Here is a 13,670-nt window from a genome sequence, read left to right as displayed (position 1 = left end):
TTAAACCCACCTCCCCCTCAACCTTCCTTATTAACATTCACAAATTGAGGTGATCTTAGGTCAGGGAAATCGGTTTTAACTTTTCTCTGCTAATCTTCCTCTTTCTGCGCATGCCTAAGCATTATGTTTGCCACGGAAGCACGAAAAACACGGAAAAACTTTAATCTCCTCCGTGATTTCTGTGCTTCCGTGGCTAAGTAATTTTTACCAATGTTTTAAAAGCAATTTCCCTGAACCTTAGGTGTCTAAGGTGGTAAAAACATTTTCAATTTTTTTTAAAGTAAAACTAATCTTCCTCCGTCTACCCTATTAAATAACAAGAAATTAAAAATGAAACAAATATTAAAATCAATAGGATTTGGGATTGTACTTGGTGCAGTCGCTTTCTTCATACCATTTATATTCAAATTTATCTTCGCCATAATGATAATCGGTTTTGTATTCAGAATGGTTTTCAGAGGCAGAAGACACCGCCATTTTGCGAACAAGTTTGAGGGATTTGGCAATTACTATCCTCCAATAGTACCAATCGATAATCAATGGTACAAACCATTGGTTCAGGGAAATGGTCCGGTTCAAAACATTAATATAAATTATTAATCGCCATGAAAGCATTCAGAATATTATTAGCGATGGCTGTCGCTGGAGCAACATTTTACAGCCTTAACGTACTTGCAGTTCAAAACGGTTACCGTGATAGATTAGATTTTAAAAATAGACATTATCATGAGTCTGATTGCAATCGTGAACACTATAGAAATCACGGTTTCAGTCACCACGGCAGAAAAGCTGCTGATACTTCGATAACACAAATTGATAGTGCAAACATTAAATAAATAAGCTGATGTCTAAAGTTCTGTTTTTAAGCGTTCCGTCTGAAAGTGATGTTCAACCAAATTTGGGTTTAGCCAGCGAGCTGATCACCCGAGGTGAAAAAGTTACGTTTTTCAGTTCTGATGAATTTAAAAAGCCAATAGAAAATATTGGCGCCGATTTTAAAGCTTACAATAAAGATTTGGATGTTTTCAATAAACCCGAAGATGGTCAAAAGCCTAAATCAGGTTTGATTACGGCACTGCTGGAACCGATGAAGCTTATAGATGATATCGTGGTGCAAATAAGAGGATTGAAATTCGATTACGCGGTTTTTTCTCCCGCTTATCCATACGCAAATATCATAACACAATTATTGGGAATCCCGAAAACTGAATATGGTGTTTCTAATTAAAATATCGGCTTGGGCTGATGAACTAACGAAATAACAACAAATAAAAATTAAGAAAATGTACAACGAAAATAGATGCCATTCAGGCAAAATGAACAGCCGCTGGGGCGGAAGATTTGGTGGTCATCACCACGGGAAATTTGCACGCCATGCGGAGGGTATGTTTGGTCACGGGATTAGACGCGTGCCTGTTAACATTGAGGAAACCGAAGATAGTTACATCATTCACCTTTTCGCACCAGCTTTGGTAAAAGAATATTTGAAAGTGGTAACAAAAGATGATGTGTTAACAATCACCTACATACCAAAAGAGCATCTGGCATCTGCTTCCAGATTTAGCAGAAGAGAATACAGCAATGGGGCCTTTGAAAGGGCCTTCGCATTAAACGGAAAAGTGCTCAGCGAAATTATATCAGCCAAATATGCCGATGGAATTTTAAAAATTACACTTCCTAAAAACCCCGAAACGAACATACCTGCGAAAGATATTGCAGTGAACTAAGTTTTGTCTATTATAATTTCTGAGGCCCGGATTGTTTGCAGTCTGGGCTTTTTTGAGTTCAACGATTACTATTTACCACAAAGACACGGAGAACACAATGGTGTTCGCCACGGAAACAAAGAATACACGGAAAACCGAACTCAATTTGCGACGTTTCCAAACACCAACTCTGACAAAAATCGTAAATGCAATCTTTTCCCTTACAACCGATTTACATGGAACATTGCTTTTCAAAATCATTAAACATACTGAGTTTAAACTCGGGTTTGCTATTCGCCGTATTTTAAGGTACTTTTGCCTAAAATATATAAACATAACAGATTGAATTTTAACGACTTTAATTTTAACCCCGACTTACATGAAGGCCTAATGGCGATGGGGTATAAAAGTGCTACTCCGATACAAGAACAAGCCATTCCTGTAATTTTAGATAATCACGACCTGATTGCCTGCGCGCAAACTGGAACAGGAAAAACGGCCAGCTATTTACTTCCGGTAATGGATAAAATTATGAGGGCGAAAGACAGGCACAATAACACCCTGATTTTAGCCCCCACGCGTGAGCTTGCCCAACAAATTGATTTGCAGGTAGAAGCACTTGCTTATTTTACTAATATCAGTTCGCTTGCGGTTTATGGTGGCGGAGACGGCATAGCTTACGAACAGCAGAAACGCTCTATGCGTGAGGGTGTTGATGTGATCATTGCAACACCCGGTCGACTGATGGCTCACCTTTCTTCAGGTGTTTTGAAACTGGAGCATTTACAGCACTTAATTCTGGATGAGGCCGACAGGATGTTGGATATGGGCTTTTATGATGACATTATGCGCATTGTGAGTTACCTTCCCAAAAAACGTCAAACCCTTTTGTTTTCCGCTACGATGGCGCCAAAAATCAGAAAAATGGCGGGCACCATTTTAAATGAGCCGAAGCAGATTACCATCTCCATTGCAAAACCAGCGGAAGGAATTGACCAGCAGGCCTACAATATTCACGATCAACAAAAACAGGCTTTATTAACAGATATTTTTAAAGACGGGACCTATAAAAGCGCAATCATTTTTGCCTCTACAAAGGAAAAGGTTAAAGCTTTATACAAGACTTTCAAAAGTTTGGGTATTAAGGCAGATGCCTTCCATTCCGATCTGGGACAAAAAGAGCGCGAAGATATTCTACTGGCTTTTAAAAACAGGAGGTTACCAATTATTATTGGGACCGATGTTTTATCGCGTGGAATAGACGTTGAAGGTGTCGATTTGGTAATCAATTATGATGTTCCCGGCGACCCAGCAGATTATGTACATCGGATTGGCAGAACTGCAAGGGCAGAGACAAAAGGCACAGCAATTACGCTCGTAAACGGGAGAGATAAGCGCAAATTTGAAAATATCGAGAAACTGATTGAGAAACCAGTTCCACGGATGACTTTGCCGGAGCACATTTCAGCAATGGAAATAACACATGTGGAAGAAAAAAAGCCACAACAATCAAGGAACAACGGGAAGAAAAAGGTTTGGCACAAAAAAAAGCCAAAACCGAGTACCAATAGTTAAATGGATCAAAGCGCCAACAGAATATCTGATTGGCGTTTTTCTTTTATCATTATCTTTGCACAAATCCATGGCAAATTTCATTCTAATCGGTTTATGCATCCTGGCCGGAATACTCTTTCGCAAAAGCAAAACTTTACCAAAAGACGCACATAAAAGCATTAACGCCTGGATAATCTACATCGCACTTCCGGCAGTTTCCTTTAAATATCTTCCACATATTACGTGGACAAAAGATTTACTATTTCCTGCTTTAGCACCCATTTGTGTCTGGATTCTGGGCTGGATCTTTATTACTATTTATTCGAGATTTACCAGAATGAGCATGGCAACTTCTGGTGGCTTAAAATTAGTGAGCTCATTAAGCAACACTTCATTTATTGGTTTTCCGTTGATTATCGCTTATTTCAGTGAAAAGGAACTGGCCATTGCAATAATCTGCGATCAGGTTACTTTTACTTTGTTGTCTACTATAGGAATTGTAGTTGCCATCCGTTCTTCTCAGCAACAGCAATTGAGTGCGAAACTGGTACTCAAAAAATTATTCACATTCCCTCCCCTGATTGGCTGTTTATTAGCTTTAACTTTACCGCGATACCTGAACTTATCTTCCTTAAATGTGCTCTTTGATAAACTGGCAGGAACTGTTGGTCCGCTGGCATTGTTTTCTATTGGCTTACAATTGAAATTTGGCGGTTGGTTAAGCGAGCTAAAACACATCAGCTTCGCTTTATTGTATAAGTTGATTCTAGCTCCGCTTACTATTTTGATTATCGCCGTGTTTTTAGGCATAAGTGGAATGGTAACCAGGATAACCATTTTCGAAATGGCAATGCCTACACTATTAACCGCAGGTGTAGTAGCTGATCAGTATAATTTGAACCCCAGAGTTTCTAATCTGGTGGTCGGCATAGGGATTTTATTGTCGTTTGTTACTACCGGAGTTTGGTGGTTGGTGTTGATTTATTCCGGTTTGGTTTAAGGTAACTACAAATAGTATGAAGGTTTTGCCATATAAGGCATTTAAGAAAATATAAGTTGGATACCACGCCTAAACCACAAAGGCACAGTGAACACAATGGAATTAAAAAATTAATAACCGTTTTTTGGTTACATTCTTTAAGTAGATTGGTTACAAGCTGTTGTTTCTTAGGTGAACCAAGGTGTCTTAGTTGGTAAAAACAAATTAACACTCCGGCAAACTAATTGGAATATTCGTAGCCAGGCCGCCATCTGAAGTTTCTTTGTATTTGGCATTCATATCCAAAGCGGTTTCCCACATGGTATTTACCACTGCATCTAAACTAACTTTTGCCTTATCAGGATTGCTTTGCAGGGCCAACTGACTGGCCGTAATTGCCTTAATTGCACCCATTGTATTCCTTTCTATGCAAGGGATCTGAACAAGCCCGCCAATCGGGTCGCAGGTTAAACCTAAATGGTGTTCCATGGCTATTTCAGCAGCCATTAAAACCTGGCGTTGCGAACCCCCTAAACATTCGGTTAACGCCGCAGCAGCCATAGCAGAGGATACGCCAATTTCTGCCTGGCATCCCCCCATTGCAGCCGAAATTGTTGCGCCTTTTTTGAAAATACTTCCTATTTCTGAAGCACAGGCTATAAACTGAATTATTTTATCGTCAGAGTAGCCGTCGCAAAAGGTAATCAAATATTGCAAAACCGCTGGAATTACACCCGCAGCACCATTTGTTGGAGCGGTTACCACCCGGCCAAAAGAGGCATTTTCTTCGTTAACGGCTAATGCAAAACAGCTTACCCAATCTAAAATATAATTAAAGCCATTTCCTCCTTTTCTAATCGCCTCGACCCAGGAAGTGTAGTCGTGGTATTCGCTTTTGCCTATCAAACGCTTATTCAAAGGAAATGCTCTGCGCGCAACATCAAGGCCCCCGGGTAAAAAACCAGTCGTATGACAGCCCCGATAGATACAATCTCTCATCACCGCAAAGTGCTGTAGGATTCGGCTTTTAGTCTCCGCTTCAGGTCGCCAGGCAAGTTCATTTTCCATAACAATTTCACTCACCTTTAAGCCGGTCGACAAACACCAGTGTAAAAGTTCTTTGGCTTTATCTATCGGAAAAGGCAAATCGACCTGTGCTTTCTGGTTATTATCTTCACCATCTTTAACCACAAAGCCACCACCAATAGAATAATAGGTTTCTGAATACGCTTTACCGTTTTTCAGGAGCGCCTGAAAAGTGACCGCATTTGGATGAAATGGAAGACTTTCTGCAAACAGGAAAAGGAAATCATTGCTGTAATCAAAATCGATGATTACATGCCCCGCCAGATTAAGTTTTTTATTATTTTGAATGGCTTCAAAAGTTGGTGTAACTGCATCAACATCGAAAGTTACCGGATCGGCACCCGTTAAACCTAGTAAAATAGCAACATCCGTTCCGTGGCCTTTGCCGGTCTTTGCAAGCGAGCCATAAAGTAATATTTTCACCAGCTCCACATCATCTAAAAGACTATTTTCTTGAAGCGAAGCGGTAAATTGCTGGGCAGCACGCCACGGACCAAGCGTGTGCGAACTTGAGGGACCGATGCCAATTTTAAAAATATCGAAAACAGAAATTTGTTCTTTTATCATGAAGCAGTTAGTTATACAAAGCTATGATTTGTTTTATGATTTAGTGAGAATTAATTTTTGCTTCAGCAGTAAAATAGATACTTAGTTTGAACACAATGCTCTAATGTGTTTTTCAATATCAATACTTTCGAATAAATCAATTATCGTTATTGCCGCGCTTCGTCTGGGTTAAGGCTGACACACTACATTTTTGATATCATTTTTCTCTTTATGTTCATCCTGGGGGTAGTAACCGCAATTATTGATCCGAGCATCATCAATATATTAAATGATGAAATTACAGAGTGAATTGTTGGTATGATATTTTATGGCGTAAATATGTCTTTCATAGAAGCGATGCTGAACGGCAAATCAATTGGCAAGTTTATCACTAATACAAGAGCTGTAAACACGGATGGCAGTGATTGAATTTTCGAAGAAACCACTACCAGAAACTTAATAAGAATTATTCCTTTCGATGCGCTAAGTGCATTAGGTACTCCATCTATTCCGTGGCACGATAAATGGTCAGACACCATGGTTATAGAGGTAAAAAGTAGCTTTAAAACAACAAAAACTGGATTTACTTTCCCCTTTTAAAAATCAAACTCAATAATCTCATCATCTTTCAACATTTGTTCAACAAATTTCTGATGGTTTTTAGGGGTTCCTGTGGCCGTCCAGTTCCCGGTTATAACATTATTAACCAGCTGATGTTTCCCACGTTGTGGTTTAAGCCTGTTGTTCCGGAAAACTTCTTCATAGCTTTCCAGATCTCCATGAACGTGCTGTTGCTTTACAATCCGATAGATGCGTTTTGTAAAGCGCCGATCGCCGATTTCTTCAAGAAAAGGAAAAATAATCAGTGCCAAAAGCACAACGCCCGTTACACCAATCGCCTGCTCATAATAGCCTGAGCCTACAGCCATTCCTATTGCGGCAACTATCCAGATGATACAGGCTGTTGTTAAACCTTTAACGCGGTTTTCTTCTTTAAAAATTACACCAGCACCTAAAAAACCAATCCCAGTAACAATATTCGAGGCAATCCTATCCTGGCTGGTTGGTCCGATTTTAATGGAAAGGATGGTAAACAAGGTTGCCCCCAAACCAATCATCATCATGGTTTTTAAACCTGCTGATTTACTCCTATATTCACGCTCTGCTCCGATTAGACCACAAAGCAACGTGGCCAGAAGGAATTTATTGACTTCGCTCTGCGTGATGAAATGACTGTTATCTATGATTTCGTTCATTGCCTCGATTTAACAAAGGCAAATTAATAAAAATCATAGCATCTCAGGCCATTTGCCCGGCCATAATTGGAACTATTTCGCCAATATTTTTCATAACCCAAACCAATTTCTGAAGTTCCGCCGGTGTTGGTATAGTTTATTTTTGAAGTGGTTGCGTCATGACTAACTCCGATTCTGAATTTTTCACCGTTTGTTCTCCTGTTAAATATATCGAAAATCACCGAGAATACGATTGCATCATTACCATTCGAATTTCCATCATTACGATACCAGATACCGGCATTTATCCCAGCGTACTTAAATTGTGTGCCAACACTAAATGAGGTAACATTCTGTTGCTTATAAGCCACAATAGAAGGAATTAAATAGGAACCATCTCTATCATACTGATCGGGAACGAGCGCGAGTTTATAACTTAAATTACCGGATATCCTCATTGGCAATCTGGCTTGGTAGCCCGCCAGAGATTCATCCGGCCGATTTAGATGATGTAAACCCACGCCAACCATAAAGTTTTTATATACCAGGTTACTTCCTGCAGCAGCATCGAAATAAAAGCGGCTGTCGACATTTGGCCTTTCAGCACCCGAGATGATGCCGGGTATAATCCCTGAAGTGACGTCTATCTGGTCGCCAAAAACCAATCTATCCCAGTTTAATTTTTGATTGGTTATACCACCCTGTAAACCAAAAGAAAGGGTGTAATCATCGCCACCGATTATGTAGGAATAGCTTAAGGCGATATTGTTCTTTTGCAGGTATGCCGTACCCTCACTGCTCCGGTTAAAAACAAGCCCAATACCACTGTTTATCTTTTGAAGGTTTAAATCAGCAGAGGCATTCATGTAAGAAAAATCACCCGAAAGCCCCGTCCATTGATTCCGGTATAAGGCACTAACTCTGATATCGCCCTCAAACTGGCCCGTTAATGCCGGGTTCAAATATATTGGCGCGTTATAAAACTGGGAATAGATATAATCCTGCCCCACCGATAGCAAAGGCATTAATGTTGTTAACACAAATAAACAAATCCACCTACTCTTCATCATCTTATTAAATAAATATTACCTGTTTTTTTCGGTGGGGATGAATCGTAGGTCATACCCTTCCAATCGCTTGCGTTTATAAACTTCACCTCTATCTTCCAGAAATAAACGCCCTGTGGCTGCGGCTGTCCTTTGTAAGTCCCATCCCAGCTTTCCAGCGGCGCACCATCATCCAACTTCGTTGTTTCCCATAGAACCTGTCCCCATTTATTAAAAATTGTCATCGTCCAGTTATCAATGCCACGACCTTTAGCCTTAAAAGTTTGTAGTTCATTTTTCGCACTACCTGGCATAAATGAGTTTGGCACGTATAAAAATCCGGGAACGCCAATTATCCTGACGGCTTGAAATGAAGTTGCGGAACAACCTTCTTTGTTTAAAATTTTTAGGGTTACGGTGTAATCGCCTACGTTGGCATAAGTATGGGTCGGGTTTTGGAGGGTCGAAACTGTTCCGTCGCCAAAATTCCATTCCCAGCTTCCAGCTCCATTTAAACTTGCGTCTCTGAAACTGAATGTAAAATTGGGTATGGATAATTCGTTACCGGGCAAAACAGTAAAAACAGACTTTAATTCGGGTGCAATCTTTATGTAATCAGTTAAAATTAGAGTATTAATACAACCTAAGGTATTTGTAGTCGTTAATTTTACTGTAAAATTTTGACCTGCACCTGTATAAACATGTTCGGGTTCGAACGCTGAAGAAGTTGTTCCGTCTCCAAAATCCCAGGTATAGCCTATCGCATTTTTGCTTATATTTCTAAATTTGACTGAACCACCATCACAAATTACCGTTTTATCTGCCGTAAACTCAACTGTTGGTTGTGCCAACACGGTAATGGTTTCTGTGGTCTGTGCATTCGAGCAATCGTTTGTTGCGTACAACGTAATAGTGTATGTACCAGGCTTTGTAAAAGTATGGGCAACGGTTTCAGGTGCTGAATTGGTAATTTGCAGACCGGTTTCATCCCCGAAATCATAAGCAAACCTGCTTGCTCCTTTTGTATTATTATAAAAATTCACTTTAAACGGCGCACAGCCCCTAAGTTCGCCTGCATTAACAACCAGCTCCGGTATGATGTCATTTGGCGCAACCCGAAGGGTATAACTTGAGGTACTTTTACCACAAGCATTTTCTGCAGTCATGGTGATAACATAGTCCCTTACAACAAGTGTAGTAAATAAATGGCTTACAGAATTTCTGTTGTTCGTCACCAACAAAGGGGAACCATCATTAAAATCAAAGGAATAGGTTGTGCCGGAACTTTCAGGCGAAGTGTTACTGAAATTAACAGTTAATGGTGAGCAACCGGCTGTTTTATCCGGGCTGAATATGGATACCGGCTTGCCTTGTACAAATACGGTAGACGTTCTGGTCGTTGTACCGCAGGGTGTTATGGCGCTCAAAGTTATTGTATAAGTGATATCTTTACCTGTTGGATCGGGCTGGAAAGTTACCGGCCCGGGCTGCGCCTGATTAGAAGTTGTTCCATTTCCAAAATCCCATCTAAAACTGGACTCAGTTAGTGAATTGGATGTATTTGTAACGTTTACAGTCAAAGGGCCGCAGCCTTGCGTCGCCGACTGTGTAAACGCGGCAATTACATTTTGTTGCGTTGAAAAAGTGTGGGTGAATTCGTCACTGTTACACCCTAAGCTGCTTGTCACAACTAATTTTATGACAACACTTTTATTGTCGCCCGTGATTGTATATCCCGGGAAATTTATGCCTGTACCGTTTGGAATAGGATTGTCGTCTGCAAACCAGGTGTAAGTGCCATTTCTATCTGGATAAGGAATGGCTTTAATAATGGCAGGTGTTAGTGTAAATGGTGGACATCCTTTATCTACTGTAAAAGTGAATTTTGCTTTGGCTGATGGATTTACTGTTATTTTAACAGAATTACTTAAATCGGAACAGGTACCACTGGTTACTGAACGGCGGTATAAAATAGTTGCCGTCAGTATTGGTGGCGTAAAGTTGGGATCGGTAGCTCCGTCAACATTAATCCAGCTGTTTCCATTGTCTGAACTTGATTGCCATTGATAACGGTAAGTGCCGCTTCCTCCTGTTGGTAAAGAGCCGGTAAGCATTACGGCAGCTGTACCTGAACAAAGAATTTGGTCAGCAGAAATGGTATTGCTTCCAAGAATAGGAAGGGTTTTAATTTCAGTTACGTTACTATTTGATGTACAAACATTGCTGTTTACTACCCTTCTGTAAAATGAGGAAGTGGTTATTGCTATATTCAGGTTGGGGCCGGTTTGCCCACCGATGTCGTTCCAGATACTCCCATCGGCGCTCACCTGCCATTGGTATGCATAAGTTCCATTCCCTCCCGTCGGTGTATCTCCAGTTATGATTATACTTTGTCCTGCACAAACATCGGCAGCAGCAGCTGTAATAGTATTGGTTAAAGGGCGGTAAACCGTTATTGTTGTTTCAGCAAATTTCGGATCGCAGGTTGCAGCGCCAGAAATCGTCCACCTGAACCTATAGATTTGGCCGGCAACCAGACCCGAAACAGTAGTATTGAATAAAACAGGATCTGTAATTAAAACACCGGTTTGAGATGAGGTAAGTGTCCATTTTCCAAAATAAGGCGCATCCACTTTATTACCGTTTAAGGTTGCCATGTTGTCTCCACACAACCTTTGATTTGCGCCAACTGTTGCATCAGGAATAGCTGCATTTACTGTGACGGTAACTGGCAGGGAAAAAGCTTCATCACAAACACTATTTTTTACAACAGCCCTGAATTGCGTGGTTTGGTTTAAGTTAGAGAATATATATGGGCTGGAAGTAGAAGCTATCGCATTCCAGTTTTGACCACCATCTATAGAACTTTCCCAGCGAATGATATTTCCAACATTTCCGCTCAGGCTGATACTACCACCGTTTGCACCCGCGCAAACATCGTTGTTACTTGCAGCCGTTGTTCCGCCGACACTTTTTGCTTTAACGATTACGGTGAAGGTGAAAGGAGTGCCGTCACAATCCCTGAGACGGGGAATAATGGTATAGGTGACAAGCGCATCTGCTGATAGATCATTTTTGATTATAACGTCATTTATTACTCCTGTTCCCGATGTATTATAGCCCGAAGCATTTGCAGTTCCGGTGGCCGACCAGGTGTATGTGGCACCAACCGGGTTACTTGTTGGCGTGTAATTAACTGCAGTGGCCGAGCAGATGGTTTTGGTTGAGGCGCTCGAAATGTTGATGGCGGGATCTATATTTATAATAATTTCATCATCTACAGTAGCACAAATGCCAGCTAAACCGGTTGATTTCCTTAAAATTAAATTTACCCTACCACCTAACCTTTCTGCATTAGTAGGTTCATATGTAGGATTTAAAACATTTCTGCCTGGCAAAAATCGTCCTCCACCACCAATCCAGGTACTACTATTATCTGTAAGAGATCCATTAATACTTCCCGCAAGCTGAACATTAATTGCATCAAAGCAAATCGTTTTATCATCACCAGCGCGAACTTCTGGAGCAGAAATAAATGTTAATTTTTGAATTACTGGAGGAGTTGTTCCACAATTATTAGTATGGACAACTGAAATTGTATATTCAACATAATCATTAAATTTTATGGATGGATATTGAGATGTTGAAGTGGTATTCTTGTCATAAGAATAACTACCACCAGTTACAGACCATGTATAGGTATCTGTAGTTGGAACAGTGGTTCCAGTAAAAATTGTTTTGGTTGGACCCGTTGTCGTAGGATTAAAATCATAAGCACCTAAATTACAAAGTGATATATCCGAAGAAAGAGTAGCAGTTGGTTGAGCATTAACAATTACAGTTTGTGGTGCCGAAGTAATGATGCCACATGATGAAGTCGTTATGCTAAGTGAAATAACGTATGTTCCGGGGGATGTGAAGTTAAATAACGGATCTGTACTGGATGCATTTGTTCCGCCAGCATAGGTTACGGCTGGGGTAACAGTCCATTTATAGTTATTTGTAGCGGCACAAGTCGGATCTATTACAGATGTGTTCGTCGCCTGCAATGTGCCCGGGGCACATATCAAATTTGAAGGTAATGTAAATGCAGGCTTTGGCGGGTCTTGTATACAAATTGTAAGTTCTACTGGTTCAGCATTACACGACCCAGAACTATTAGATTCCAGCCTAATTACGTGAGTACCATGCGTAGAAAAAGTTGCGACAAGGTTATAAGATCTAGGCATGTTAGCCTGTTTAATTACACCATCAACGTACCAGTTGTAAGTAACATTGTTCGGCGCGCAACCTGGCGAATTCGTATTAGGATTATCGCCTACGATTGATGTGTTTTTAAAGGTAATAGTAGTTGCGGTACAACCTGGATTATCAAAAGTAAAGCTATTAACATCTTTAATTACTACCTTCGCCGTAGTAGAAACTGCAGTTCCAATATCTCCACAAAAGGAATTATTCACCCGAACGACGACATCAAAAACATTATAAATTGTGCCGCTACTCCCGGTTGAATTTTGCCCGCAGGAAGATTTATTGTATTGATGTCTTACTATTCCACCGCTTCCAATAATATCACAATAAGTGTAGACTGACGTTTGTCCATCACCCCAATTTACTCTGTACACGTCGCCAGGAAAATTATTTTTAATTCCCAGCGCAGATGTATTAACCTGAAATTCCAGAAATCCAAGCGGAAGACAAACTATATTATTACCCGATGTGGTAAAAGTTGTTATGATTGGATTATTAATGATTAGATATGATTTTGTACCGATAGTTCCATCTGGTCTTACCGATTTAACAACAATAGTATAATGCCCTAGTTTCGCAGTAAAAGAAGGTATTGTTGATGGTGTAAAATTTATAATAGTTGGCGCTCCACCATTTATCTCATCTGTTATTGTAGCAGTCACAGTTGTACCAGGACTAGATAAATCGGTGAAAAAGAAGTTTTTATTGTCGGCAGTTATACATGTTCCGAACGTTTCATCATCTCCAGTCTTCAATAAAGTAGATGTAATCTTTGCAACCGTTGCCGGAGTACCGGTTTTAATTTCAAAACTATTTGAAATATTACTTGTTAAAACGGGCGTAGTAGATTCTAGACGCAATCTATAATTGGACCCTGCAGGTACTCCGGCTGGAATTAATCCATTTACATAAGTTGTGTAAAACCCGTTGTATGCTCCAATGAATGTTCCTGGAGCGAAATTTCCGGCTGCGTCAGACAGAATTAATCGAAAAGAATTTCCTGGGGTTATACAAGTATTAGGATCTATCTTAAATGTTGCAGTTATTGTACTTCCGGGCGTATAAGGCCCAGGGTCAACAGCACCAATCGTTAACTGTGCTTTTGCCGAAACAGCAAAAAATAAAAAAGCCGAGCATACAGCGACTACACGCAAAATCTTACTACACCAGGTCTTCATAAGTTAACAATAGGGAATTGTTTAAAAAGAAGCTATTATAGGAAGAAATATAACCCATCTGCCTTTACAAGTCAGACTAAGGATGGAAA

General features: G+C 40.3%; 10 protein-coding genes. 6 read left to right on the top strand and 4 right to left on the bottom strand.

Features of this window, described 5'->3' with window-relative positions; translation table 11 throughout:
* Window positions 1–330 precede the first annotated feature (330 nt).
* From ASF92_RS20915 to ASF92_RS01230, 6 genes are all read left to right on the top strand, one after another.
* Window positions 331–600: a hypothetical protein gene (locus ASF92_RS20915; protein WP_157263672.1), complete on the top strand. Its 270-nt coding sequence runs from the start codon at window positions 331–333 to the stop codon at window positions 598–600.
* 5 nt (window positions 601–605) lie between these two features.
* On the top strand, window positions 606–836 hold the full coding sequence (locus ASF92_RS01255; protein ID WP_056086674.1) for a hypothetical protein: 231 nt from the start codon (window positions 606–608) through the stop codon (window positions 834–836).
* A gap of 8 nt (window positions 837–844) precedes the next feature.
* Window positions 845–1,228, top strand: a complete 384-nt coding sequence (locus ASF92_RS01250; protein ID WP_056086671.1) for a hypothetical protein — start codon at window positions 845–847, stop codon at window positions 1,226–1,228.
* 55 nt (window positions 1,229–1,283) lie between these two features.
* Window positions 1,284–1,727 (top strand): Hsp20/alpha crystallin family protein, encoded by a 444-nt coding sequence (locus tag ASF92_RS01245; protein ID WP_056086669.1) that lies wholly within the window; start codon window positions 1,284–1,286, stop codon window positions 1,725–1,727.
* 321 nt (window positions 1,728–2,048) lie between these two features.
* Window positions 2,049–3,281: a DEAD/DEAH box helicase gene (locus ASF92_RS01235; protein ID WP_056086661.1), complete on the top strand. Its 1,233-nt coding sequence runs from the start codon at window positions 2,049–2,051 to the stop codon at window positions 3,279–3,281.
* A gap of 67 nt (window positions 3,282–3,348) precedes the next feature.
* Complete coding sequence (locus ASF92_RS01230; protein WP_056089042.1) at window positions 3,349–4,260, top strand: AEC family transporter; 912 nt, start codon at window positions 3,349–3,351, stop codon at window positions 4,258–4,260.
* A 204-nt stretch (window positions 4,261–4,464) separates the two neighbouring features.
* Here ASF92_RS01230 and ASF92_RS01225 read toward each other — a convergent pair whose 3' ends face one another.
* The 4 genes from ASF92_RS01225 to ASF92_RS01210 all read right to left on the bottom strand — a co-directional run bounded on the left by ASF92_RS01225 (window position 4,465) and on the right by ASF92_RS01210 (window position 13,581).
* Window positions 4,465–5,892 (bottom strand): L-serine ammonia-lyase, encoded by a 1,428-nt coding sequence (locus ASF92_RS01225; RefSeq protein ID WP_056086659.1) that lies wholly within the window; start codon window positions 5,890–5,892, stop codon window positions 4,465–4,467.
* Between the two features lie 575 nt (window positions 5,893–6,467).
* Window positions 6,468–7,127: an MgtC/SapB family protein gene (locus ASF92_RS01220; RefSeq protein ID WP_056086657.1), complete on the bottom strand. Its 660-nt coding sequence runs from the start codon at window positions 7,125–7,127 to the stop codon at window positions 6,468–6,470.
* 23 nt (window positions 7,128–7,150) lie between these two features.
* On the bottom strand, window positions 7,151–8,176 hold the full coding sequence (locus ASF92_RS01215; protein ID WP_231729717.1) for a PorP/SprF family type IX secretion system membrane protein: 1,026 nt from the start codon (window positions 8,174–8,176) through the stop codon (window positions 7,151–7,153).
* Window positions 8,173–13,581: a PKD domain-containing protein gene (locus ASF92_RS01210; RefSeq protein ID WP_056086654.1), complete on the bottom strand. Its 5,409-nt coding sequence runs from the start codon at window positions 13,579–13,581 to the stop codon at window positions 8,173–8,175. The genes ASF92_RS01215 and ASF92_RS01210 overlap by 4 nt, the downstream gene beginning before the upstream one ends.
* Window positions 13,582–13,670 lie beyond the last annotated feature (89 nt).

It is taken from the genome of Pedobacter sp. Leaf176 (genome assembly GCF_001424305.1).
GTDB lineage: Bacteria > Bacteroidota > Bacteroidia > Sphingobacteriales > Sphingobacteriaceae > Pedobacter.
Note: the sequence above shows the minus strand (reverse complement) of the source record. Positions and strands in the feature narration are given on the sequence as shown.